At 68.8% G+C, this 25145-nt stretch carries 15 protein-coding genes; 7 read left to right on the top strand and 8 right to left on the bottom strand.

The features are described 5' to 3' along the window. Window positions 1-236: 236 nt before the first annotated feature. The 4 genes from NM961_RS09825 to NM961_RS09810 form a co-directional block, all read right to left on the bottom strand. A complete protein-coding gene (locus NM961_RS09825; RefSeq protein WP_255914056.1) occupies window positions 237-2051 on the bottom strand; it encodes a J domain-containing protein in 1815 nt (604 codons plus the stop codon). Between the two features lie 76 nt (window positions 2052-2127). Beyond that, complete coding sequence (locus tag NM961_RS09820; RefSeq protein WP_255914054.1) at window positions 2128-3834, bottom strand: molecular chaperone HscC; 1707 nt, start codon at window positions 3832-3834, stop codon at window positions 2128-2130. 105 nt (window positions 3835-3939) lie between these two features. Beyond that, window positions 3940-4416, bottom strand: a complete 477-nt coding sequence (locus tag NM961_RS09815) for a hypothetical protein (protein ID WP_255914053.1) — start codon at window positions 4414-4416, stop codon at window positions 3940-3942. 140 nt (window positions 4417-4556) lie between these two features. Next, window positions 4557-5735, bottom strand: coding sequence for a thiolase family protein (locus NM961_RS09810; protein ID WP_255914052.1), 1179 nt, complete (start codon window positions 5733-5735; stop codon window positions 4557-4559). 226 nt (window positions 5736-5961) lie between these two features. Between NM961_RS09810 and NM961_RS09805 the strand changes: the two genes are divergently transcribed. Beyond that, the gene (locus NM961_RS09805) at window positions 5962-9747 is read left to right on the top strand and encodes a two-component regulator propeller domain-containing protein (protein ID WP_255914051.1); all 3786 of its coding nucleotides are present in this window, start codon (window positions 5962-5964) and stop codon (window positions 9745-9747) included. Then, a complete protein-coding gene (locus NM961_RS09800) occupies window positions 9734-13156 on the top strand; it encodes a sensor histidine kinase (protein WP_255914050.1) in 3423 nt (1140 codons plus the stop codon). Before NM961_RS09805 ends, NM961_RS09800 begins: the two co-directional genes overlap by 14 nt. Before the next feature lie 108 nt (window positions 13157-13264). Here the strand turns inward: NM961_RS09800 and NM961_RS09795 are convergent, their stop codons facing one another. Beyond that, the gene (locus NM961_RS09795) at window positions 13265-14791 is read right to left on the bottom strand and encodes a DUF3369 domain-containing protein (RefSeq protein WP_255914049.1); all 1527 of its coding nucleotides are present in this window, start codon (window positions 14789-14791) and stop codon (window positions 13265-13267) included. A 153-nt stretch (window positions 14792-14944) separates the two neighbouring features. Further along, window positions 14945-16102 carry an isovaleryl-CoA dehydrogenase gene (locus NM961_RS09790; protein ID WP_255914048.1) on the bottom strand — a complete coding sequence of 386 codons (1158 nt, stop codon included), beginning with the start codon at window positions 16100-16102 and terminating at the stop codon, window positions 14945-14947. Window positions 16103-16442: 340 nt separating this feature from the next. Here NM961_RS09790 and NM961_RS09785 point away from each other — a divergent pair, with 340 nt between their 5' ends. Beyond that, window positions 16443-17705, top strand: a complete 1263-nt coding sequence (locus tag NM961_RS09785; RefSeq protein WP_255914047.1) for a 2OG-Fe(II) oxygenase — start codon at window positions 16443-16445, stop codon at window positions 17703-17705. A 359-nt stretch (window positions 17706-18064) separates the two neighbouring features. Here the strand turns inward: NM961_RS09785 and NM961_RS09780 are convergent, their stop codons facing one another. Both NM961_RS09780 and NM961_RS09775 read right to left on the bottom strand, forming a co-directional pair. Further along, window positions 18065-19168 carry a Glu/Leu/Phe/Val dehydrogenase dimerization domain-containing protein gene (locus tag NM961_RS09780; RefSeq protein WP_255914046.1) on the bottom strand — a complete coding sequence of 368 codons (1104 nt, stop codon included), beginning with the start codon at window positions 19166-19168 and terminating at the stop codon, window positions 18065-18067. Window positions 19169-19460: 292 nt separating this feature from the next. Then, window positions 19461-20093 (bottom strand): hypothetical protein, encoded by a 633-nt coding sequence (locus tag NM961_RS09775; RefSeq protein WP_255914042.1) that lies wholly within the window; start codon window positions 20091-20093, stop codon window positions 19461-19463. Between the two features lie 173 nt (window positions 20094-20266). Here NM961_RS09775 and NM961_RS09770 point away from each other — a divergent pair, with 173 nt between their 5' ends. From NM961_RS09770 to NM961_RS09755, 4 genes are read left to right on the top strand one after another with little or no spacing between them, the layout of a single operon-like run. After that, complete coding sequence (locus NM961_RS09770; protein ID WP_255914041.1) at window positions 20267-23782, top strand: methylmalonyl-CoA mutase family protein; 3516 nt, start codon at window positions 20267-20269, stop codon at window positions 23780-23782. Window positions 23783-23799: 17 nt separating this feature from the next. Continuing rightward, a complete protein-coding gene (locus NM961_RS09765; RefSeq protein WP_255914040.1) occupies window positions 23800-24336 on the top strand; it encodes a hypothetical protein in 537 nt (178 codons plus the stop codon). After that, window positions 24329-24502: a hypothetical protein gene (locus NM961_RS09760; protein WP_255914039.1), complete on the top strand. Its 174-nt coding sequence runs from the start codon at window positions 24329-24331 to the stop codon at window positions 24500-24502. Before NM961_RS09765 ends, NM961_RS09760 begins: the two co-directional genes overlap by 8 nt. A 42-nt stretch (window positions 24503-24544) precedes the next feature. Beyond that, window positions 24545-25126 (top strand): 2'-5' RNA ligase family protein, encoded by a 582-nt coding sequence (locus tag NM961_RS09755; RefSeq protein WP_255914038.1) that lies wholly within the window; start codon window positions 24545-24547, stop codon window positions 25124-25126. Window positions 25127-25145 lie beyond the last annotated feature (19 nt).

The raw sequence follows: 25145 nt of genomic DNA, 5'->3' as shown, positions 1-25145 counted from the left end.
CGCCGGCGGCGGCCCGCCGGGTCAGGGCAAATGCCGGCCCTCGTCGTCCAGCGCCTGCCGGCGCACCATCCTGTTATAGCCGAACCCGTCGACCAGCCAGGCCTGCAGCAGGCCGCCGCAGAGCACGGCCGGAAGGAAGGGGCCGCTGTCGGACCAAGGCCAGTTGCAGCGTCAGCGCACCGCGACGGCAGCGCGCGCGGGATGCACAGCCGACCAGGCCCCGGGCCGCGGCGTGTTCATGTGGCCAGTCCCAGCTTCACCCCGAAGCTGACGGCGCAGAGCAGCACCGACAGCAACAGCACGTGGATGAAGCGCCGTTCCCAGTGCGACTGCGCGGCTTGCTTGCGCCGGGCCAGGCGGTCGCCCAGCCAGAGCAGGCCCAGCGTGCCGCCGGCGCCGGCGCCGAGCCACAGCGGGCCGCGCGGTTCCCACAGCAGCAGGGCCATGGCCAGCAGCAGGCCGGCCGGCAGCAGCGAGATCATCCCGCTGAAGCCGAACAGCAGCAGCGCCAGCACGGCCATCAGCAGCGCCGAGGCGCCGTTGCCGAGCAGGTGATCGGCGAGCAGGCCGAGCGCGGTGATGCCGAGCAGCAGCGGCAGCGCACGCGCAGGCTTCAGCCAGGGCTCGACATAGCGTTCGAGCTGGCGTTCGCGCCAGTGCAGGAAACGCTGCCAGATTTTTTCCCGGAAATGCAGGAAGGCCAGCTGGGCGCCGACATAGCCCACCAGCACCAGCAGCACGGAAAACACGCTCAGCGACAGCGTGAGCATGTGTTCCGGCAGGCGGGGGCTGCCGACCTGCAAATCATGATCCAGCCCGACGATGACGAGCAGGATCAGCCAGAGCGCACCGCCGTAGGCGAATATGCGCAGCGCAGCGAGCAGGAAGCGGGTCCAGTTCGGCGCCACGTTGGGATGGACGCTGCGCCAGAAATCCAGCAGTTCCGGTCCGAAAACATGGAACAGCGCGCGGCCGCCGTAGCGTTCGGCGTAGGCGTACAGCAGGTTGTTGACCTTGAGCACGTGGCGGCCGGAGAAGGCTTCGCGCAGGGCGGGCCGCCGGCCGCGGCGGGAATGCAGCTGCCGCAGCAGATAGTTCTCTTCCTTCGGCCCCGCGCTTTCGGCCTGCAGCTTCTGTGCGGAACGCAGATGCGCCTGGAACTCGGCCTGGGCGAAGGATTCGTGCAGGGCGTTTTCCACGGCCTGCCACTGCGCGCCGCTGATGCCCTGCGCGGCCAGGCGGCGGGGGAAGCTCAGATCGCGCCAGCCGAACTCGCTGCCGGCGCGCTGCAGCACGAACATGCCGGGCTGGGCGCCGGCGGCGATGCGGCGCAACAGCTCCAGCTCCACCGCATCGCGCCGGGTGAAGTTCATCAGTTCCGGGCAGCGCGCGAACCAGCGCTCGACCAGGGTTTCGTCGTTGCCGTCGAGCTGCAGCAGCTCGTCCACGACGGCCGCGGGCTCGCGCATCACCGGCGGGACAATGTCCACCGGCAGAAATTTTCCAATTCTTTCCGCATTGACCGGATGCGGTGGCGCCGGCGGCGGATCGCTGTCGATGAGCGGCGGCGGCGCGGCCCCCGGCGGATCGCCGTTGACGCGGTGCGGCGCCGGCGGCGGTGCGTCCTCCAGATGAAACGGCGGCGGTCGCGGCCCGGGCTGCGACGGCGCCGGCGGCTCGTCGAGGACGGTGATGGGTTCCGCGTCTACGCCAGCCGCCGCTGCGTGCGGCGGCGGCGCAGCAGTCCGCGTCTGCGCCGCGCGCCGGCGCGCCGCGGCGGCCTGTTCCGGCGTCTCGGCCGGCAGCGCCGTCGTCGGCGCGGTTTCGTCCGCAGGCGCCGCCGCGGAAGGTTCCGCCGCGGAGGCCTGCCCGGCCTCGCGCTGCTGCGCCAGGCGCAGGCAGATCTCGTAGGCCGCGCGCAGCTGCTGGAAGCCCTGGGGGTTGTCCTCGGGCCGGTTGAGCTTGAGCAGCTGGCTGTAGCGCCGCTTGACCTCGCGCACGCTGGCGTCCGGCGGCAGTTCCAGGCAGAGCCAGAACCAGGGCGGGCTCACGGCGCGACAGCTCCGGCCGCGGCGCCGCGCGGGCGATCGCGGCGGAGAGAGCCGCCGCCGGTGCGCTGCGGCCGCCTCACGGCTGCAGCGGCGACGAATCGCCTTCGAGCTGGTCCAGCAGCGTGCCCAGATACTCGCGCGCGGCCTCGATGCGCGGCGGCAGCTGGGTTTCCAGCGCGGCCTTGAACTCCAGCAGGCGCACGCCGATCTCGTGGCGCGCCGCGGCGGTGTGTTCCTCGTAGACGCGGGCGGCGCGGGCGAGCAGGGCGATATTGCCCTGCAGCTCGCGCGGGTGGATCTTGATTTCGGCCAGTTCGCGCAGGCGCCGTTCGATTTCCTGCGGCGACAGCAGGCCGGGGTTCTGCTCGATCACCAGCTGGTGTTCGGCGCCGGTGGCCAGCACCTTGGCCTGCACTTCGAGCAGGCCGTTGACGTCGTAGGTGAAGCGCACGTCGACCGGGTTCTCCGCCGAGCGCCGCGGCGGCAGCGGCAGTTCCATCTTGCCGAGGAAGATGTTGTGGGCGACTTCGGGCGATTCGCCCTGGTAGACCTGCAGCACCAGCGCCTTCTGGAAATCCGCCATCGGGTTGTAGCGTTCGACGCGGCTGGCCGGGATCACGGTATTGCGTTCGATGATGGGCGAGAACAGGCCGTGGTGGACGTGCTGGTTCTGGTCGGTGTGGGAGATCTCGATGCCCAGCGTATACGGGCAGACATCGGTCATCACCACTTCGCGGAAGGCCTGGTCGCGCGATTTCATGCCGGCCATGACGCAGGCGCCCAGGGCGACGGTCTGGTCCGGCTGCACATGGCGCAGCGGCAGGCGGCCGAACAGGCGCGTGACCAGGCGGCTGATCATGGGCATGCGCGAGGCGCCGCCGACGAGGACGATCTGGTCCAGATCCTGCGCGCGCGTGTTGGAGTCGCGCAGGGCGCGCTCGATCGGCGCGCGCATGCGCGCCAGCAGCGTCTGCGCCAGGTTCTCGAAGCGCGCTTCGCTGATCTGCCAGGGCACGACCGCGTCGTCGAACTGCAGGTTGACGCTGACTTCGGCGTGCTGGCTGAGCTGGCATTTGACCCGCTCCAGGCGCGCGCGGATGCCGGCGCGCGTGGCCGCGGACAGGCTCTTGGGATCGCGCCGCAGGTCGCGCAGCGCGGCGTCGACCAGCACCTCGACGAAATCCTCGCCGCCGAGGAAGTTGTCGCCGGCGCTGGCATGCACTTCCATCACGCCTTCAAAGGATTCCAGCAGCGACACGTCGAAGGTGCCGCCGCCCAGGTCCAGCACCAGGAACTTGGATTCGTCCTGCTGCTCCTGCAGGCCGTAGGCCAGCGCGGCGGCGGTGGGTTCGTTGATCAGCCGCTCCACCCGCACGCCGGCGATCTGCGCCGCGTTGCGCGTGGCCTTGCGCTGGGCGTCGCTGAAATACGCCGGCACGCTGACCACGGCTTCGTGCGGCAGTTCGCCGGTATGTGCCTTGACGTCGGCAAGCAGGGATTTCAGCACCAGCGCGGACAGCTCTTCCGGGCGGAAGCTGCGCCGGCCCAGGCGGGTCTCCCGCGCGCTGCCCATGTAGCGCTTGAACGCGGCCACGGTGCGGTCGGGCTTGAGCGCCAGCTGCTCCTGCGCGGCGCGGCCGACCAGTACCTCGCCGTCGTCGGTGACCCCGACCACCGACGGCGTCAGCAACTCGCCCAGGACATTGGGAATCAGCCGCGCGCCGTCCGCGCTCCACAGGCCGATCAGCGAATGGGTGGTGCCTAGGTCTATGCCTACGATCATGGGCGTCGTGTTTCCCCCGGGGGCGTGACTGCAATCAACGCGCCGCGAAACGCAAACCGGCCGCGTGCGCGGCCGGTTTGCGGGTACGGCGGAACGGGCCTGGAATCAGTCTTTCTTGACCGCTTCCTTGGCGGCTTCCTTGGCTTCCACGGCGGTCTCTTTGACTTCCTGGCCGACCGCCTTGGCACCTTCCTTGATGTCGTGGCCCACGGCCTTGGCGCCTTCCTTGATCTCGTGGCCGATATCCTTGGCGCCTTCCTTGAGTTCATGGCCCGCGGCCTTGGCGCCGGCCAGGGCGTCCTGGGCGCCTTCCTTGATCGCGGAGCCGGCTTCGTTGCCGGCCGTGCTGATCTGGTCGGCGGCCTTGGCGGTGGCCTCCTTCACTTCGCCGGCGGCCTGCTCGACCTTCTGCTGCGCGGTCGCGGTGGCCTCGGCGGCGGATTTCCTGGCTTCCTCGATCTTCTGCGCCGCGGCCTTGGCCGCGTCGTCGGCGCGCTGCTGCGCGGCCTGCTGGCTCTGGTCGCTGCAGGCGGCCAGGGCGGCGAGCAGGGCGAAACTCAATACGGTGCGAACGGCTTGCATGATCGTCTCCCTCAGGTGCAGGAACGGTGGGCGTTTGCGGGCGGCCGGCAGCTCCCCGCGCCGGCCGCCGCCATTGTCCGCTTTTGCACGGCGGCATGGAGCACGCCGCCGGGCGCGATACACAAGTTCAATCGTGGAACTCAGACCAGCTCGACCGCGATCGCGGTGGCTTCGCCGCCGCCGATGCACAGCGAGGCCACGCCGCGCTTGAGGCCGCGGTTCTTCAGCGCGTGGATCAGGGTCACCACCAGGCGCGCACCGCTGGCGCCGATGGGATGGCCCAGGGCGCAGGCGCCGCCGTTGACATTGAGCTTGTCGTGGGGGATGCCCAGCTCGCGCATCGGCGCCATGGCGACGACGGCGAAGGCTTCGTTGACCTCGAACAGGTCGACATCGGCCACGCTCCAGCCGATCTTCTTCAGCAGGTTGTCGATGGCGCTGACCGGCGCGGTGGTGAACCACTGCGGTTCCTGCGCGTGGGTGGCGTGGCCGACGATGCGGGCCAGCGGCGTGAGGCCGCGGCGGGCGGCTTCTTCGGCGCTCATCAGCACCGTGGCGGCGGCGCCGTCGGAGATGCTGGAGGAACTGGCCGCGGTAATGGTGCCGTTTTCCTTGCGGAAGGCGGGCTTGAGCGCGGGGATCTTGGAGACGTCGCACTTGGCCGGCTGCTCGTCGGTGGAATATTCCACTTCGCCCTTGCGCCCGGCGACCTTGACCGGGACGATCTCGCCGGCGAAGGCGCCGCTGGCCTGGGCGGCCAGCGCGCGGCGCACGGTCTCGGCAGCGTAGGCGTCCTGCTCTTCGCGGGTGAAGTGGTACTTGTCGGCACACAGCTCGCCGAACACGCCCATGGCCTTGCCGTCGTAGGGATTGGTCAGGCCGTCCCAGGCCATGTGGTCGACGGCTTCAAAATTGCCGTAGCGGTTGCCGCTGCGCGAGTTGGGGATCAGGTGCGGCGCATTGGTCATGGATTCCATGCCGCCGGCCACGGCGACGGCGGTGGAGCCGGCCTTGATCGCATCGTGCGCCTGCATGATGGCCTTCATGCCCGAGCCGCAGACCTTGTTGATGGTGGTGCAGGCGGTGGCGGTGGGCAGGCCGGCGGCGAGGGCGGCCTGGCGGGCCGGCGCCTGGCCCAGGTTGGCGGGCAGCACGCAGCCCATGATCACTTCGTTGACGTCGCCGACGGCGACGCCGGCATGTTCCAGCGCGGCCTTGATCGCGGCGGCGCCCAGGGTCGGCGTGGGCACGCCGCTGAACTGGCCCAGGAAGGAACCGATGGCGGTGCGCTTGGCGCCGACGATGACGATATCGGACATGGAACTCTCCGCGTAGCGTAGTAGGGGGCTGGACGTAGCGGCGCCAGGGCGCCGAACCGCCCGATTATGCGCGGCCTGTTGCGCTGCGGCAATTCGCATAACGGCCATGGCGTGGCGGATCTCGCTTGTGCGGCCGGGTGGGCGCAGTTAGCCTCGGCGCATGCGTGTCAGGGGAAACTCACGCGTTCTCGCCGGCGGGTCTGCAGTGGCTCGCGCTGCTCTGTTTTTGCTCCTTTTTTGCCTGGCCGGCCTGTGTCTGGCCGAGCCGGCGCCGCGCGGCCTGGCGCCGGGCGTGGAGGACGTGCGCTTCCGTACGTTCAGTGTGGGCGAAGGCCTGTCCCAGGCCACCGCGCGGGCGCTGGCACAGGACAGCAGCGGCTTCGTCTGGATCGGCACCCAGGACGGGCTTAATCGCTTCGACGGCAGCCGCTTCAAGGTCTATCGCCACGACCGCGCCGATCCCTGGTCGCTGGCGCAGAACCACGTCTGGGCGATACAGCCCGACAGCGGCGGCGACCTGTGGATAGCAACCCAGGGCGGTGGTCTCAGCCGCTACGACGCGGCGCTGGACCGCTTCGAGAACTTCGCCGCCGATCCGGCACGCCCCGACGCACTGGCCGCCAACCACGTGACCGCGCTGCTGCTGGATACGCAGCAGCGCCTGTGGGTGGCCAGCGTCGCCGGCCGCCTGCAATGGCTGGACCGCGCCACACGGCGCTTCCACGACGCGCCGCTGGGCGAACTGCCCGAGCTGCGCATGGTGCGCAGCCTGCTGCAGGCGCGCGACGGCAGCCTGTGGATAGGCACGCACCAGGGCCTGCTGCACGTGGATGCCGCGGCGCGCACGCGCCTGCCGCTGCCGCCGGTGGCGGCGCAAATGGAGATCTATGCCCTGGCCGAGGCCGCCGACGGCAGCATCTGGGTCGGCAGCGCCGAATCCGGACTGCTGCAGCTGGCCGCCGACGGCCGCCTGCTGCGCCATTTCCGCCACGATCCGGCCGCGGCCGAAGGCGCCAGCCTGCCCGACGACGCCGTGCGCGGCCTGCTGCCCGATGCCGACGGCGGGCTGTGGATCACCAGCCCCAACCGCGGCCTGGGCCACTACGATCCGGCCGGCGAGCGCTTCACCTTGTACGCCCACGATGCGGCGCGCGACTACACCGTCGCGGCCAACCGCCTGTGGAGTCTGCTGCGCGAGCGCAGCGGCCTGCTGCTGGTGGGATCCTGGGTCAACGGCCTCAGCGTGCACGATCCGCGCACGCGCGCCTTCATCCGCGTGGACGCAGTGCCCAACGAGCCGCGCGCGCTGCCGGCACGCTCGGTGCTCAGCGTGCATGCGGACGCCGACGGCACGCTCTGGGCCGGCCTGACCGAAGGCGGCGGACTGGTGCATCTGGATCTGCAGCGCGGCGTGCTGCAGCGCTATGTCAACGACCCGGCCGACGCGGGTTCGCTGTCGCACAATTTCGTGCAGTCGGTGATCCGCGCCAGCGACGGCAGCCTGTGGGTGGCGACCATGGGCGGCGGCCTGAACCGGCTGCGGCCGGGCAGTACGCGCTTTGAGCGCTACCGCCACGACCCGGCCGACGCGGGCAGCCTGGCCGCGGATTCGCTGATCTTCGTCTACGAGGACAAGGCCGGCACCTTGTGGGTGGGCACCCAGGACCACGGCCTGGATGAACTCTGCCGCGGCTGCACGCGCTTCCGCCATCACGTCTCCGACCCGGCCGATCCGGCCAGCCTGGCCGGCGACACCTTGAACGCCGTGTTCGAGACGCGCGCCGGCGAATTCTTCCTCGCCTACCGCTCGGCCGGCCTGGGCCGGCTGGACCGCGCCAGCGGCCGCGCCGAACTGCTGCGCACGCGCGGCGAAGAAGGGGCTTCGCTGGGCAACGATTCGATCTCGACCATCGCCGAGGACAGCCGCGGCCGGCTCTGGTTCGGCGTACAGGGCGGCGGTGCGGCGCTGCAGACCGGCCTGCTCAACGGCCAGCCCCAGTTCCGCCTGTTCGGCACGCGCCAGGGCCTGGCCGCCGACGCGGTCGGCGAGATTGCCGAGGACCGCGCCGGCAACATCTGGCTCAGCACCACCGTCGGCATCAGCCGGCTGGAGCCGGAGAGCGGGCGCATCACCAACTTCGGCGAGCGCGACGGCACCTTGTCGCGCGGCTACTGGATCGGTTCCATGGCGGTGCTGCCGGACGGCCGCCTGGCCTTCGGCGGCCTGGACGGCCTGAGCATCGTCGATCCGGCGGCGATACGCCCGGCGCCGGTGCCCGCGCCCCTGGTCACGGGCCTGGCGCTCAACAACGAACCCGTGCCGCTGCGCTGGCGCGAACCCGGCTCGCCGCTGCGCGGCAGCCTGCTGCGCGGCGGCATCGTGGAACTTGCGTATTCCGATGACAATGTCACGTTTGAATTCACCGCGCCGGATTTCTCCGCCGCCGAATCGCTGCGCTATTCCTACCGCCTGGAAGGCCACGACGCGCGCTGGATCGAGACCGATCACCTGCGCCGCTTCGCCACCTATACCGACCTGCCGGCCGGCGACTACCGCTTCCGCGTGCGCGCGCGCCGCGACGGCGGGGACTGGGTGGACCAGCAGGGCGGCATCGCAGTGACGGTGCAGCCGGCGCCTTGGGCGTCGCCGCTGGCCTATCTGGCCTATCTGCTGGCGGGCGCCGCCGGCGTTCTGCTGCTGAGCCTGCGCCTGCGCGCGCAGCGGCGCCGGCGCGAGGCGGTACAGGAGCGCATCCAGCTCAGCGAGGAACGCCTCAAGCTTGCCCTCACCGGCAGCGGCAGCGAGCTGTGGGACATAGACCTGCCCAGCGGCCGCATGCACCGGGAAAACCGCCTGGAACACGTGGCCGCCACCTTTGAAGCCGCCGACCAGACCATCGGCGCCTACCGCCCCTTCGTGCATCCGGACGACCTGCCGCGCTTCGAGGACGCCATGCGCGTACACCTGCGCGGCGACAGCAGCGTGTTCGAGGCCAGCTACCGCACGCCGGATCATTCCGGCGAATGGGTCTGGCTGCTGACCCGCGGCCGCGTGGTCGACCGCGCCGGCGACGGCCGCGCCCTGCGCATGACCGGCATCACCCAGGACATCAACGCGCTCAAGCGCGCCGAGGAAGCGCTGCGCGCGCTCAACGAGGAACTGGAACTGCGCGTGGAACGGCGCACCTCCGACCTGCGCGCGGCCAACCTGGAACTGCAGCACGCGCTGGACAAGCTGACGCTGACCCAGCGCCAGCTGCTGGAATCGGAGAAGCTGGCCTCGCTGGGCGGCCTGGTCGCCGGCATCGCGCATGAGATCAACACGCCGCTGGGCATAGGCGTGACCGCGGCCTCGCACCTGGCCGAGGAAGCCCAGCGCCTGGCGCGGCGCCTGCGCGAGGACAAGCTCAGCCGCGCCGAACTGGACCAGTTCCAGCACATCGCCAGCGAAAGCGCCAGCATGATCCTGCGCAACCTGCAGCGCGCCGACCGACTGGTGAAAAGCTTCAAGCAAGTCGCGGTGGACCAGTCTGCGGAAGATCGCCGCGTGGTCGAGCTGGGCGCCAGCGTCAACGAGATCCTCACCGCATTGGGCCCCCTGCTGCGCAAGACGCCGCACCGGGTCGAGCTGGACTGCCCCGCGCCGGTAGTGTGCGAGACCGCGCCCGGCGCGCTGTACCAGATCATCACCAACCTGGTGACGAATTCGCTGACCCACGGCTTCGCCGACCAGCGCGCCGGTACCATCCGCCTGGGCATACGCCGCAGCGGCGAGGACATCGGCATCGACTACCGGGACGACGGCGTGGGCATGGACGAAGTCACCCGCGCGCGCGTCTTCGATCCCTTCTTCACCACCCGGCGCGGCCGCGGCGGCTCGGGCCTGGGCATGCACATCGTCTACAACCTGGTCACCCAGTCGCTGGGCGGCACGATAAGCGTGGAAAGCGCGCCGGGCGAGGGCATACAGGTATTGATCCGTTTCGCCGGAGCGCGCCATGGCACGGACTGAGACCGCATTGCGCGGACTGGCCCGGCTGCTGCTTGCCGCACTGTGCGCGCTGCTGCCGCTGCCGCCTGCGGCGGCGGCCAGCATCGAGCCCGACGCCGTGCGCTTCCAGAACTACGACGTGGCCCAGGGCCTGTCCCATGGCCGCGTGCGCGCCATCGCGCAGGACCGTGCCGGACATATCTGGATCGCCACGCGCGACGGCCTCAATCGCTTCGACGGGCGCAGCTTCCGCGTCTACCGCCACGACCGCGCCGATCCGCACAGCCTGCCGGACAACGTGGTCATGAGCCTGGCCACCACCGCCGACGGCAGCCTGTGGCTGGGCACCGCCGGCGCTGGACTGGCGCGCTACGACGCCGAGCGCGACCGCTTCGTCAGCTACCGCGCCGGCCCGGCGACGCAGCTGGCCGGCGATTACATCCGCACCCTGCATGCGGATCCTTCCGGTGACCTGTGGGTCGGCAGCTTCGGCGTGGCGGTGCAGCGCTTCGATCCGCAGCGCGGCGTGGCGCGCGATCTCAGCCTGGGCCGGCCGCCGCCGCTGCAGCGTGTGCACCGCGTGATCAACGCACCCGACGGCAGCGTGCTGTTCGTCGCGGTAACCAATGTGCTGCGCTGGGATCTGCACTCGGAGGTGCTGAAGCCGCTGCTGCCGGAACAGGTCGACGGCATCACGCCGAACACGGAATGGGCGCTGCTGGACCGCGACAGCCAGCTCTGGGTGGGCCTGCTCGACGGCGGCCTGCTGCGGGTGAGCCTGGACGGCCGCGTGCTGGCGCATTACCGCGCCGGCGCCGGCGGCGCGTTGCGTTCCGGCGAGGTGCGCGGCCTGCTGCAGACCCGCGCCGGCGAGATCTGGATAGGCACCAGCGGCGGCGTGGCGCGCTATGACCGCGCCAGCGACCGCTTCATCGAGATCCGCCACGACGACTCGGATCCGACCAGCCCGCCGGCCGATGTCTATGCGCTGTTCGAGGACCGCGACGGCCTGATCTGGGGCGGCAGCTCCGGCCAGGGCATAGGCGTGCACGATCCGGCCAGCGAGGCGGTCACGGTCTACCACCGCCGCAGCACCGATCCGAACAGCCTGCCCGGCAGTGCGGTGCAGGCCGTGCTCGCCGCGCCCGACGGCAGCCTGTGGATAGGCCTGGCCCGCGACGGCGGCCTGGTGCATTTCCGTCCCGGCCAGGGTGTGCTGGCGCATTACCGCCACGATGCGGACGACCCGGCCAGCCTGGCCAGCAACGCGGTCTCGGCGCTGGCGCTGGCGCGCGACGGCGCGCTCTGGGTGGGCCTGGATGCGCACGGCGTGGACCGGCTGGAGCCCGGTGCGCGCGGCTTCCGCCACTTCCGCCGCACCGCCGCGGATGCCCGCGCGGTGCCGGGCAATCTGATCAACGAGCTGTACGTCGATGCGGACGACACCTTGTGGGTGGGCAGCGACGGCGGCGGGCTGGGCAGCCTTTGCGGCAAATGCACCGAATTCACCAATTACACCTTGCCGGCCGACGACGGCTTCGACCTGTCCGTCGCCACCGTCACCAGTATTGCCGAGACGCCGGACCGGGCGATCTGGTTCGGCCTGTTCGGCGGCGGCGTGGCGCGCCTGGACGGCGACCGGCGCAGTCTGCGCCGCTACGCCGGCAGCCGCACGCCCGGCGCCGGGCCGGGCAGCGACGTGGTGCGTTCGCTGCTGGCCACGCGCGACGGCGGCCTGTGGCTGGGCAGCAGCGCCGGGCTGGACCGGGTGTACTACGACGCGGCGCAGGCGCGGGCGCGCTTCGAGCCGCAGCGCTGGCCGGCCGACGAGGGCTCGCGCAACCTGGTCTGCATGACCGGGGACGGTGCCGGCCGGCTCTGGCTGGGCGCCACCGACGGCCTGCTGCGGCTGGATCCGGCCGACGGCCAGGGCGCGCGACGCATCGGTCTGCTCAATGCGCTGGACCGGCGCGGCTATTCCAGCAACGCCTGCCGCTACCGCAATGGCCAGGTCTATCTCGGCAGCCCGGCCGGGCTGGTGGTGTTCGCCCCCGAGCGGCTGCCGCCGGCGCCGGACATAGGTCCGCTGGTGCTCAACGAACTGCTGCTGTTCAACCAGCCGGTGCGGCCGCAGCCGGATGCGGCCGATGCGGTACTGCAGCGCACCCTGGCCCATACCGAACGCCTGCGCCTGAATCATGCCCAGAGCGTGTTCGGCTTCGATTTCGCCGCGCTGGACTACCGCGCCGGCGCGCGCGTGAATTACCGCTACCGCCTGGACGGCCTGCATCCGGACTGGATCCCGGTATTGCCCGACCAGCACAGCGTGACCTTCTCCGGCGTACCCGCCGGTTCCTACCGTTTCCGCGTGCAGGCCCTGCGCGAAGGCGGCACGCCGCGGGAAACCAGTATCGCGGTAGATATCACGCCGGCGCCGTGGCGCTCCAACTGGGCCTATGCCGGCTACGGCCTGCTGGTGCTGCTGGGCCTGTTCGCGCTGATGCGGCGCAACCAGCGCCGCCTGGCCTATGCGCGCCACGTGGCGGCGACCATACAGCGCAGCGAGGAAGCCCTGCGCAAGCTCAACGACGAGCTGGAAATGCGCGTGCTGCTGCGCACCGAGGACGTCAGCCGCAGCAACCGCGAACTGCAGGCCACGCTGGATCAATTGCGCAACGCCCAGCACCAGCTGGTCGAGGCGGAGAAGCTGGCTTCGCTGGGCAGCCTGGTCGCCGGCATCGCGCACGAGATCAACACGCCGCTGGGCGTTTGCCTGACCGCGGCCTCGCACCTGCAGCAGCAGTCCGCGCTGCTGCGCACGCGGCTGGCCTCGGGCGAGCTGCGCCGCTCGGAGCTGCTGGAGTTCCAGCAGGCCGCCTGCGAAGGCAGCGACATGATCCTGCGCAACCTGCAGCGCGCCGACCGCCTGGTGCGCAGCTTCAAGCAGACCGCGGTGGACCAGTCCACCGACGAGTGGCGCCGCTTCGATCTGGAACAGTCCGTACGCGATACGCTGACCATGCTGGGGCCGGTGCTGCGCACTACGCCGTACCGGCTGGAGATCGTCTGCGCCGAGCCGGTGCAGGTGCATTCCTCGCCGGGCGCGCTGTACCAGATCGTCAGCAACCTGGTGCTCAACGCGATGCAGCATGCGTTTGCCGCCGGTGCCGCCGGCACCATCCGCATCGAGATCGGCGCGGCCGCGGGCCAGATCCGGCTCAGCGTCGGCGACGACGGCCGCGGCATGGACGAGGCCGAGCGGCTGCGCGTGTTCGAGCCGTTCTTCACCACGCGCCGCGGCGAAGGCGGCAGCGGCCTGGGCCTGCATATCGTCTACAACCTGGTCACCCAGGTGCTGCACGGACACATCAGCTGCAGCTCCGCACCGGGGCAGGGCACGCGCTTCGACATTGTCTGGGAGCCGGGCTGAGACGGCGTTCCGCCCCTGTCCGGAAGTGCGCGCCGAAGCCGCGCAGCGGGCTAGCCTGCGGCGGCGTTGCGTTGGCGTCCGGCACGGAGCGGTGCCCGCGCCGGCGCTTCAGTCCGGCAGCTGTCGGCGCAGGCCCAGCACCTGGTCCCAGTTGGCGAACAGCAGGTCGACCAGGCCCGGATCGAACTTGACGCCGCGCTGTTCGGCGATGAAGGCGCGGATCCCGGCCTCGGGCCAGGCTTCCTTGTAACAGCGCCGGCTGCCCAGGGCATCGAACACGTCGGCCAGCGCGGTGATGCGGCCGGCGATGGGAATGTCGCCGCCGGCCAGTCCGTGCGGATAGCCGCTGCCGTCCCAGTTCTCGTGGTGACTGATGGCGATGTCGGCGGCCAGGCGGAACACCGGCCGGCGCGAGCCGCCGAGCAGGCGCGCGCCGATCTCGGCATGCGTGCGCATGACCTGGGTTTCCTCTGCCGTATGCGCGCCGGGCTTGTTGAGGATGGCGTCGGGTATGCCGATCTTGCCGATGTCGTGCAGCGGTGCGGCGTACTTGAGCAGTTCGCAGGTCGTGTCGTCCAGGCCGTGCAGGCGGCCCAGCATCGCCGCCAGCATGCCGACCCGGCGCACATGGTTGGCGGTTTCCTGCGAGCGCGATTCGGCCGCGCCGGCCAGCAGGTAGACCATGTCCAGCTGACTGTCGAACAGTTCCTGGTTCAGGTGCAGGTTCTCGAATGCGATCGCCACGTTGCTGCAGAACACCTGCATCAGGCGCTGGCCGATCTCATCCAGCTCGCCGCTCTCGCCGACGTAGAGCAGGGCCTCGGAGGCATGGCTGTCGGCGAAATGCAGCACGTAATGGCCGTCGCCGAACACGTGCTGCTTGCGCAGGAAGGCCTGGTGCAGCGACTGCACTATCGCATCGGGCAGTTTTTCCTCGGCATTGCCCGCCAGGTGGCGGCTGTATTCGCCGCTGGCGGCGATGACCTGGAAATGCTCGGGCAGGGCGCCGTTGGGATGGCTGATGCGGCAGCACAGGGCGCCGCTCTCGGCACCGACCAGCTCGGCCAGCTGGGCCAGCACGGTGGAGGCGAACTGCTGCGGCTGCTGGTGCGAGAAGACCTGGGTGGAGGCGCGGATCACCTGCTCCAGCCCGCGCCGGTTGGCCTCGATGGTGCGCATGTCGCGGTAGGCGCGCAGGGCCGCATACAGCGTGGTGGCGAGCTTCTGCGCGGTAAGCTCGGTCTTTTCCTTGTAATCGTTGATGTCGTAGGCGGCGATGACTTCGTGCTCGGGCGCCTGGCCGGGCTGGCCGGTGCGCAGCACGATGCGCACGAACTGGTTGCCCAGGCGCTGGCGGATGGTGCGGACCAGGTCCAGGCCGGCCTGCTCGGACTCCATCACCACATCCAGCAGCACGACGGCGGCGTCGTCGTGGCGCGACAGCAGTTCCTCGGCCTCGCGGCTGGAATAGGCGCTGATCAGTTCCAGCGGCCGTTCGGCGAAGCGGAAATTGCCCAGCACCAGCCGGGTGACGTTATGCACCTCGGGCTCGTCGTCGACGATCAAGATTTTCCACGGCGGCAAGGCCCTGATGGGCTCCGCGGCAAATTCGAGCCGGTCGTCCAGCACTCCCATGCGGCCCCTCCCGCAGTGAGTCCGGCCCAGTCTAACCCGTTTGCGCGGGCAGGTGACGCCTGGCCGCGCCGAAACCTGCGGCCGCCGCGCCAATCCGCATGGCAGCAACACCGGGCGGGCGTCCCCGGCGCCGCGGCGCCGGGGACGGCGGCTTCAGGATTTGCCGTGGAACAGCTCGCGGCCGATCAGCATGCGGCGGATTTCGTTGGTACCTGCGCCGATTTCGTAAAGCTTTGCATCGCGCAGCAGGCGGCCGGTGGGGAATTCGTTGATATAGCCGTTGCCACCCAGGGCCTGGATCGCCTCCAGGGTCACCTTGACTGCGTTCTGCGAGGCGTTGAGCAGGCAGGAGGCCGGGTCTATGCGCGACTTGGTGCCGCGGTCGAAATCCTGCGCCACCATGTAGGCGAAGGCGCGCGAAGACTGCAGCGCGGTGTACATGTCGGCGATCTTGGCCTGCATGATGCCGAAGGTGCCTATGGGCGCGTTGAACTGCTTGCGCTCGCGCGCGTAGGGCAGGGTGATGTCCAGCGCCGCCTGCATCAGGCCTATGGGGCCGCCGGACAGCACCAGGCGCTCCGTATCCAGGCCGCTCATCAGCACGCGCACGCCTTCGTTGACCTGGCCGACGATGTTCTCGGCCGGAATCTCGCAGTCCTCGAACACCAGCTCGCAGGTGTTGGAACCGCGCATGCCGAGCTTGTCCAGCTTCTGCGCCGTGGAGAAGCCCTTCATGCCCTTCTCGACGATGAAGGCGGTCATGCAGCGCGAACCGGCCACGCGCGGCGCGGTGCGCATGTAGACCAGCAGCACGTCGGCGTCGGGGCCGTTGGTGATCCACATCTTGGAGCCGTTGGCGATCCAGCGGTCGCCCTTGAGTTCGGCCCGGCAGGTCATGGAACCGACCACGTCGGAACCGGCGCCCGGCTCGCTCATGGCCAGCGCGCCGACCAGTTCGCCGCTGCACAGGCCGGGAATGTACTTTTTCCTTTGTTCCTCATTGCCGTTGTGGAACAGGTTCTGCACGCACAGGTTGGAGTGCGCACCGTAGGACAGGCCGACCGAGCCCGAGGCGCGCGAGATTTCCTCCATCGCCACCAGGTGGGCAAGGAAGCCCAGCTCCGAACCGCCGTATTCGCCCGGGACGGTGACGCCGAGCAGCCCCATCTCGCCGAACTTGCGCCACAGATCCGCCGGGAACAGGTTTTCCCGGTCGATATGGTCGGCGCGCGGGGCGATTTCCTTCTCCGCAAATTGACGTACCGATTCGCGCAGGAGGTCGAGGTCTTCACCGAGGGGGAAAGGACGCATGCGGATAACCAGGTTGAGGGCGCAGCCGCCGATTCTAGCGCCCGCCGCCGCCGGCCGGGAGGGCGGTTGGGGCTGCGCGGCCCGTTTCCATCTGTTCAAACGGCATGCGATGGCGTATAGATGAGCCCGCAGCCCGCGTCCGCCCTCATCGGCGGGCGCGGGCTTTGCTGTTTGCGGGGCACTGGTACGCCAGGCGGAGCGCACGCCGGCCTGCCGGCGCAGCCGCGCACAGCCTGTGCCGTTGCCGTGCGGGTGGCTGGCGACCCGTGCGGAACGATTGCATCCACCGCCGTGTCAGTGCCCACCACCTGCATTTCAGACCATCCTCCATCAGCCACCCATGTCTCCTCTTTCCTCCCAGGCCCGGCAGTCCGTCGACATGGACGCCGAACGCTTCCGCACGGCCGATCCGTTCCGCCACGTCGTCATCGACAACTTCCTGGACCCTGCTTTCTGCCAGCAGCTGCTGGCGGATTTCCCGCGCTTTGAAGACCGCTACGCGCTCAATGAAATGGGCGAGGTCGGAGGCAAGGCCGTGCGCATGCAGGTACGCGATCTGTCGCCGGCCTACCGCCGGCTGGACGATTTCATCCAGACCCCGGAATTCCTGCGCTACGTCGCCCAGGTCACCGGCATCGCCGACCTGCACTACGACGCCGAATACGTCGGCGGCGGCACCCACGAGAACCGCCACGGGCAGAGCCTGGACGCCCATGTCGACTTCAACTACCACCCCGGCACCAACCTGCACCGCCGGCTCAACCTGATCGTTTACCTGAATCCGGAATGGGAGCAGGACTGGGGCGGGGCGCTGCAGCTGTTCTCCGATCCCTGGGACAGCGCCGGCAACCGCACCACGCCGGTGCTGCCGCTGTTCAATCGCGCGGTGATCTTCGAGACCAACGAACGCAGCTGGCACGGCTTCGAGGCGATACGCCTGCCCGAGGACAAGCGCCACCTGTCGCGCAAGTCGTTCGCGATCTATCTGTACACGCGGCAGCGCCCGGCCGAGGAAGCCGCGCCGCCGCACGGCACCATCTACGTGCCCGAAGCCATGCCCGAGGACTGGCAGGAAGGCCGCAACCTCAGCCGTGCCGACCTGCAACTGCTGGCGCGCCGCTTCACCCGCCTGCGCGGCCAGCTGCGCTACCAGTACAGCCGCGAACAGCGCGACGGCGCGCAGACCCTGGCGCTGCAGCAGACCGTGGCCGAATGGCGCGGCGCCTGGCGCCTGCCGCTGCAGGGCTACGCGCTGCAGCCGTCCGCACCCAGCGGCATCTGGGCCGACCAGTGGGTGTCGCCGGTCCTGCGCATGAGCTTCGTGCCGCGGCGCAAGCTGCGCGGCATCGAACTGGACCTGTGGACGCCGCCGCAGCTGCCGCAGGCGCAGACTCTCAACATCGACATCGACGGCCGTCGCTGGAACCACCGTGTGGAACGCGGTGCCCGCTCGCGCCTGAACATCGACCTGCGCTGCGCGGCCGACCAGCCGGTGAACCTGAGCATCAGCGCCGACACGCATTTCGTGCCGGCGGCCGATGGCGCGTCAGGGGATGACCGGACGCTGGCGTGGATGTTGCGGGAGATCAGTTTGAGGCATTGAGTCGGGAGGCGGGATTCGGGTTCGGGGTTTGGAATTCGGGATTCGGATTCGATGGCGTGTTCGAGCCGGGAATTCGGAGCGAATGCGTCGCCCGACCTTGGGTTCGCGACAGCCAGAACCGCCGGACCATCGAGTAAAAGCTGCAAACTCCCTCTACCCCGAGTTTGCTCGGGGGAGGGCTCAGGCACGGTCGCCTTCGACATGGCCGTCCCGGCACCGCCGTCTTCAGCACAATCGCCTCACCACGCCCACAACAAAAAACGCCGCGCAATGCGCGGCGTTTTCGTATCAAGCAACAGCGTCCGGATCCGCCGCAGCAAACCGGCTCGCCACAGCAAGCCGGCCACCGCAGCGCAGGCTCACTGCCCGCGCATACGTCCCAGGAAGCGCGTCTGCTGGTTGCCCATGTGCGGCAGCTTGATCTTGCCGATGGCGGTGATGCGTTCCTCGGCCATGCGGTCGGCGGCCTTGTAGGTGGGGATGCCGTCGCGCTTGGCGATCTGGAAGATCTTGCCCAGGTTGTAGTAGATCGTGCGCATCATGCGCATGGCGCGCTCGCGGTTGTAGCCGTCGATTTCCAGCGACACGTTCATCAGGCCGCCGGCGTTCACGGCGTAGTCCGGCGCGTACAGGATGCCGCGCGCTTCCACTTCGTCGCCGATGGCGTCGTTGGCCAGCTGGTTGTTGGCCGCGCCGCAGATCACCTTGCACTTCAGGCGCGGCAGCGTCTTCTCGTTCACCGTGCCGCCCAGGGCGCAGGGCGAATAGATGTCGGCCGGCACGTCGTAGATCTCGTCCAGGGCGACCGCTTCGCAGCCGAACTCGTCGACGCAGCGGCGCACGGCTTCCTGGTTGATGTCGGTGACCCACACCTTGGCGCCCTGTTCGCGCAGCAGCTTGACGAATTCCATGCCGACATGGCCCACGCCCTGCACGGCGTAGCTGTACTTGCCCACGTCCTCGTTGCCGAACTTGACGTTGAGGGCGGCCATCAGGCCCTGCAGCGTGCCGAAGGCGGTGAACGGCGAGGGGTCGCCCGAGCCGCCGTGCACCTGGTGCACGCCGGTGACGAATTCGGTTTCCTTGAGCACGTATTCCATGTCGTTGACGTCGATGCCGACGTCCTCGGCCGTGATGTAGCGGCCGTTGAGCGAATTGATGAAGCGGCCGAAGGCGCGGAACAGCGCTTCGGACTTGTCCTTGGACGGATCGCCGATGATGACCGCCTTGCCGCCGCCCAGGTTGATGCCGGACACAGCCGCCTTGTAGGTCATGCCGCGCGACAGGCGCAGCACGTCGTTGAGTGCCTCCTGCTCGGTCTTGTAGGCCCACATGCGGGTGCCGCCCAGGGCCGGGCCGAGGACCGTGTTGTGGATCGCGATGATGGCCTTCAGGCCCGCGTCCTTGTTATGGCAGAAAACGACCTGCTCGTGGCCCGTCTGAGCGAGGGTTTCAAAGATCATCGACGTACTACTCCGTCTGTTGACGCTGGATCTGCGCGTCCGGGTGTGCGCCGGCAGGCGCGTAACGAGGCGAAGTCCAGGCCTTAAGTGTCTGATTAGGGTGACAAACGCACCAACGCCCGCAGAGAGGGGCGGGCGTTGGTGGCGCGTAGTGTAGCCCTGTGGGCGGGTGGGTGGAACGCTCTAGCCGCGGGCGGCGCGCAAAACCGCAGCGGCGGCACCGCACAGGCGCAGACGGCGCCGGCGCGGCGGCCTGTTCCGGCGGCGGCGCGGCGGAAAAGGCGGCGCGGATTCAGTGGATCATGAACAGCTTGGGGCCGTCTTTCTTGCCCGGGTTCCTGGCCTCGCCGACGATGCGCACGGTGATGTCGTCCACCCAGACCGTGCCTTCGTCGTCGAGCAGCAGGCCCAGCTGCAGGCCCTGCACGCCGTAGGGTACGTCTATCTTCATCTTTATTGTCTTCCACTTGTCCAGCGTGCCGGTGACGGTCTCGCCGCGCACCTGCTCGCCGGCCAGGCCGCCGTTGCGCAGGGTCAGGTTCAGGAACGGGTAGAAGCCTTTGGCGCCCAGGTCCTTGCTGCGCACCTGCAGGGTCACTTCCACCGCCTTGGCCAGCAGCGGGCCGGCCGGGATGGTCTGGTCCAGGGCGCCGTAGACCTGCTCGCCCTTGCGCCGCAGGCGGAAGCTGCGCTTGCCCCTGGCCGCGACATCGTTGACCACGTCGAACTCGAACACGTTCTCGCCGGCATGCATGCTCTTGCGCCAGCCCGGGATGCTCTTGCCTTGCGGCGCTTCCTCGAAGCCGGGATTGACAAAGGCCACGTCCCGGGCCGGCGCCTTGGCCGCCTCCTTGGTCGTCTCCCTGGCGGCGGCGCAGGGAAGGCTGGCGAGCAGACCGGCCAACAGGACAATCCTATGCAGCATGACGACTCCGGCACTCAGGGCAAACCTGCATCATAGTGGCTGCCGCACCGCTTTGCCGAGTCCGGGGCCGGCTGCAGACGGGGCCGATTGGTCCGGACAACCGGCCGGCAGGGCCGGCCCCGCCGCGGGCTACAATCCGCACTCTGCCGCCATCTTCCGAGCCGGGACTCCCCATGAGCACACCAGCCAAACTCGTAGCGACCCAGGATGCGGCGGCCGCGGCCGCGCCTCTGCGTTTCGTCACCGCAGCCAGCCTGTTCGACGGCCACGATGCGGCAATCAACATCATGCGCCGACTGATCCAGGGCCAGGGCGCGGAAGTGATCCACCTCGGCCACAACCGCTCGGTGGAGGACGTGGTCCGCGCCGCGCTGCAGGAAGATGCCGACGCGATCGCGCTGAGTTCCTACCAGGGCGGCCACGTCGAATATTTCAAATACATGGTCGACATGCTGCGCGAACGCGGCGCCGGCCATGTGCGCGTGTTCGGCGGCGGCGGCGGCACCATCACGCCGGAGGAGATCGCCGAACTGCAGGCCTACGGCGTGGAGCGCATCTACCACCCCAACGACGGCATGCACATGGGCCTGGTGGCCATGATCGAGGACGTGGTGCGGCGCGCCTCCGGCGCGCGGGATTCGGGATCGGGGATCCGGGACTCGCAGAAGCAGGCGCCGTCCATCGACGACGAGATCGGCATAGGCCGCATGCTCAGCGCGATCGAGAACGACGCCTTCAGCGAAGCCGAGCTTGCCGCGCTGCGCAAACAGTGGGCGCACCCGCGTTCCTCCGAATCCCCGATCCCCAATCTCGACTCCCGCGGCGCCACGCCGGTGATCGGCATTACCGGCACCGGCGGCGCCGGCAAGTCCTCGGTCACCGACGAACTGCTCAACCGCTTCCTGGCCAGCTTCCCCGCCATGCGCATCGCGGTGATCTCGGTGGATCCGACCCGGCGCCGCACCGGCGGCGCCCTGCTGGGCGACCGCATCCGCATGAATTCGCTGCGCAGCCGCAACGTCTACATGCGCTCCATGGCCACGCGCCGCCAGCACGTGGCGACCAATGCCGTGCTCAAGGACTGCATCGCCTTCCTCAAGAGCCTGGGCTACGACCTCGTCATCGTCGAGACCGCCGGCATTGGCCAGTCCGATTCGGAAATCGTCGACCTGGTCGATTTCCCCATGTACGTGATGACCAGCGATTTCGGCGCGCCCAGCCAGCTGGAAAAGATCGACATGCTGGATTTCGCCGAACTGGTCGTGCTGAACAAGTTCGACAAGCGCGGCGCCGAGGACGCCCTGCGCGACGTGCGCAAGCAGTGGAAGCGCAACCGCACTGCGTTCCAGATGAAAGACGAGGATGTGCCGGTATATCCGACCATCGCCTCGCAGTTCAACGATCCCGGCATCAGCTGGATGTTCGTCAACCTGTGCCGCCTGCTGCGGCAGAAGCTCGGCGCCGGTTCCGCAGCGGCGGCGCGCTGCGATTTCCAGCCGCAGCTGGATACCAGCCTGAAGGAGCCGCGGGCGACCGTGCTGATTCCCGGTGCGCGCGTGCGCTACCTGGCCGAGATCGCCGAGCAGGGCCGCGGCATCAACCGCCAGATCGAGACCCAGGCCGATATCGCCAACCGCGCCCAGGCGCTGTGGACGGCGCTGCAGGAACTCGGCGACACCGCGCTGCCGGCGGCGCTGGGCCTCTACGACGAAGCCCAGCTGCAGCAGGATCCGGCCGCGACCGTGCCGCTGCCGTTGCGCCGGCGCTACAACGACGCGGTGCAGGCGCTGTCCTCGGAAAGCCTGCGCCTGTTGCGCGAATGGCCGGCCCGGCTGAAGTCGGTGACCGACGAGGTCAATGAATACAAGGTGCGCGACAAGGTCATCCGCGTCGACAATTACCGCGAATCGCTGAGCCACCAGAAAATCCCCAAGATCGCCGCACCGCGCTACAGGAGCTGGGGCGAACTGCTGGTATTCCTGCAGAAAGAGAATCTTCCCGGCTACTACCCGTATACCGGCGGCGTGTATCCGTACCGCCGCACCGGCGAGGACCCGATCCGCATGTTCGCCGGCGAGGGCACGCCGGAGCGCACCAACCGCCGTTTCCATTACCTGAGCGTGGGCCTGCCGGCGGCGCGCCTGTCCACCGCGTTCGACTCGGTCACGCTGTATGGCGAAGACCCGGCCGTACGTCCGGATATCTACGGCAAGATCGGCAATTCCGGCGTCAACATCGCCACGCTGGATGACATGAAGAAGCTGTATTCCGGCTTCGACCTGTGCGCGCCGACGACGTCGGTATCCATGACCATCAACGGTCCGGCGCCGATCATCCTCGCCCTGTTCATGAACACCGCCATCGACCAGCAGGTGGAGAAATACCTGCGCGAGGACGCCGCGCGCTGGCAGCAGGCCAGCGACACTATCGCCGCGCTCTACGCCGGCAAGCCGCGGCCGCAGTACGGCGGCATGCTGCCCGAGGGCAACGACGGCCTGGGTCTGGGCCTGCTCGGCGTCACCGGCGACCAGGTCGTCGACGCGGAAACCTATGCCCGCATCAAGGCGCAGACCCTGGCCACGGTGCGCGGCACGGTGCAGGCCGACATCCTCAAGGAAGACCAGGCGCAGAACACCTGCATCTTCTCCACCGAGTTCGCCCTGCGCATGATGGGCGATATCCAGCAGTACTTCGTTGAAAAGAACGTACGCAATTTCTACTCGGTGTCGATCTCCGGCTACCACATCGCCGAGGCCGGCGCGAACCCGATCAGCCAGCTCGCCTTCACCCTGAGCAACGGCTTCACCATCGTCGAGTATTACCTCGCCCGCGGCATGAAGATCGACGACTTCGCGCCCAACCTGTCGTTCTTCTTCTCCAACGGCATGGATCCGGAATACACCGTGATCGGCCGCGTCGCGCGCCGCATATGGGCGCGCGCCATGCGCGAGCGCTACGGCGCGGATCCGCGCAGCCAGATGATGAAGTACCACATCCAGACCTCCGGCCGCTCGCTGCACGCGCAGGAAATCCAGTTCAACGATATCCGCACCACCTTGCAGGCGCTGTACGCGCTGTTCGACAACTGCAACAGCCTGCATACCAACGCCTACGATGAAGCCATCACCACGCCGACCGAGGAAAGCGTACGCCGCGCGGTCGCGATCCAGATGATCATCAACAAGGAGCTGGGGCTGAACTTCAACGAAAACCCCTGGCAGGGCAGCTTCGCGGTGGAATACCTCACCGACATGGTCGAGGAAGCCGTGTACAGGGAATTCGAGGCCATCAGCGAACGCGGCGGCGTGCTCGGCGCCATGGACACCATGTACCAGCGCGGCAAGATCCAGGAAGAAAGCCTGTACTACGAGCACAAGAAGCACGACGGCAGCCTGCCGCTGATCGGCGTCAACACCTTCCTGCCCAAGGACCACGGCGGCGATATCGTCACCGAGATCGAACTGATCCGCTCCACCGAAGCCGAGAAGGGCCAGCAGATCGACAACGTCGCCGGCTACCAGCGCGCCCGCAACGGCCAGGCCGAGGCCGGTCTCAAGCCGCTGCAGGCCGCCGCCCGCGAGCGCCGCAACGTGTTCGAGAGCCTGATGGATGCGGTCAAGACCCACAGCCTGGGGCAGATCAGCCATGCGCTGTATGAGGTGGGTGGGGAGTATCGGCGCAATATGTGATGACGGCAGCCTGAGCCATGGCACGCCTGTCGGAGCAGTTGCGCGAAGCGTTGCAGGCGTTCCATGTCTGCACCAGGCCGCCGGCCTTGATCGGCGGTCTGGCGCTGTCCGCGCACAAGGTAGTGCGCGCGACGCGCGATCTGGATTTCCTGGCCGCTGCGGCGGATGCGGAACGTCTGCATCAGGTCTTGCTTGCGCTCGGCTATGTCTGCATCTACCGCACGGAAGATGTCGCCAACTATCGCCGTGGCGAAGAAGGCCTGGATCTGCTGTTTGCGCGGCGTCCGCATTCGGAACGCCTGCTGTCGGGCGCCCAGGTACGGGATACGGTGCTGGGGCAGCTGCATGTCGTCAGCGCCGAAGGACTGATAGGTTTCAAGCTCCAGGCCCTGGCCAACAACCCCGCCCGATTGCAGGATCTGGAAGATATCCGCGATCTGCTGCGGCTGGGACGGGATTCACTGGACATGGCGCAGGTGAGCGAATATTTCGCGCTGTTCGGCCGTGAGCAGCTGCTGCACGAATTGCTCGATGGGCCAGCCGAGCATGAGTGATCGCGACAGCAAATATCCCCTGCTCGCCGAAGGCGGCATGCCCTATCGCGTAATACCGCAGGGCGATCCCCTCGAAGCCTTCTTCGACCTGATGGAAGTGGTGGAAATGCTCTGCCCGCAATGGCCGCCGCGCGAGCCGCTGCGCGGAACGGATTTTCGCCTCTGAGGCGAGGCATCATAGGCCTCCTCTGTTCGTCATCCGATCCGCATGAGCCCGCAATCCGGCCTGTTCGATTCCGCCCCGCCCGAACCCACCGACCGCCTGTTTTTCGCGCTGTTTCCCGATGCCGCCACGGCCATGCGCATACGCGCGCTGGCGGAGGATTTCTGCCGCCGCAACGGCCTGGCCGGCAAGCTGCTGGAGCCGGAGCGGCTGCATATCACGCTGTTCCATGTGGGCGATTGGGCCGGGCTGCCGGCGGATACGGTGCAGGCCGCCCAAACTGCCGCGGCGCGGCTGCGCGCGGCGCCGTTCGAATTGAGCCTGGACCAGGTCATGAGCTTCAGCCCGCACCGCCCGCGTCCGCCGCTGGTACTCAAGGCCGGCGGCGGCAATGCGGCGCTGCACGCCATGCGCGCGGCACTCGGGCGCGAGCTGGCCAAGGCCGGGCTGGGCCGCTGTGTCACGGCCTCGTTCGAGCCCCATGTCACGCTGAGCTATCCGCCGCAGGGCGCCGTCACCGAAGCGGTGCAGCCGATCCGCTGGACGGCCGGGGAATTCGTATTGGTGCACAGCCTGCTCGGCAAAACCGTGCATATCCCGCTCAACCGCTGGCCGCTGCAGGCCTGAGCATGTCCGGCGTCGTCCT

The organism is Tahibacter harae, from assembly GCF_024437735.1.
GTDB classification, from domain to species: Bacteria; Pseudomonadota; Gammaproteobacteria; order Xanthomonadales; family Rhodanobacteraceae; genus Tahibacter; species Tahibacter harae.
Note: the sequence above shows the minus strand (reverse complement) of the source record. Positions and strands in the feature narration are given on the sequence as shown.

Excerpts from the sequence above, each read along its gene's own strand:
- NM961_RS09820 (WP_255914054.1), bottom strand. The coding sequence starts at position 3,834 with ATGATCGTAGGCATAGACCTAGGCACCACCCATTCGCTGATCGGCCTG.
- NM961_RS09815 (WP_255914053.1), bottom strand. The coding sequence starts at position 4,416 with ATGCAAGCCGTTCGCACCGTATTGAGTTTCGCCCTGCTCGCCGCCCTG.
- NM961_RS09810 (WP_255914052.1), bottom strand. The coding sequence starts at position 5,735 with ATGTCCGATATCGTCATCGTCGGCGCCAAGCGCACCGCCATCGGTTCC.
- NM961_RS09800 (WP_255914050.1), top strand. The coding sequence starts at position 9,734 with ATGGCACGGACTGAGACCGCATTGCGCGGACTGGCCCGGCTGCTGCTT.
- NM961_RS09795 (WP_255914049.1), bottom strand. The coding sequence starts at position 14,791 with ATGGGAGTGCTGGACGACCGGCTCGAATTTGCCGCGGAGCCCATCAGG.
- NM961_RS09790 (WP_255914048.1), bottom strand. The coding sequence starts at position 16,102 with ATGCGTCCTTTCCCCCTCGGTGAAGACCTCGACCTCCTGCGCGAATCG.
- NM961_RS09785 (WP_255914047.1), top strand. The coding sequence starts at position 16,443 with ATGTCTCCTCTTTCCTCCCAGGCCCGGCAGTCCGTCGACATGGACGCC.
- NM961_RS09780 (WP_255914046.1), bottom strand. The coding sequence starts at position 19,168 with ATGATCTTTGAAACCCTCGCTCAGACGGGCCACGAGCAGGTCGTTTTC.
- NM961_RS09775 (WP_255914042.1), bottom strand. The coding sequence starts at position 20,093 with ATGCTGCATAGGATTGTCCTGTTGGCCGGTCTGCTCGCCAGCCTTCCC.
- NM961_RS09770 (WP_255914041.1), top strand. The coding sequence starts at position 20,267 with ATGAGCACACCAGCCAAACTCGTAGCGACCCAGGATGCGGCGGCCGCG.
- NM961_RS09765 (WP_255914040.1), top strand. The coding sequence starts at position 23,800 with ATGGCACGCCTGTCGGAGCAGTTGCGCGAAGCGTTGCAGGCGTTCCAT.
- NM961_RS09760 (WP_255914039.1), top strand. The coding sequence starts at position 24,329 with ATGAGTGATCGCGACAGCAAATATCCCCTGCTCGCCGAAGGCGGCATG.
- NM961_RS09755 (WP_255914038.1), top strand. The coding sequence starts at position 24,545 with ATGAGCCCGCAATCCGGCCTGTTCGATTCCGCCCCGCCCGAACCCACC.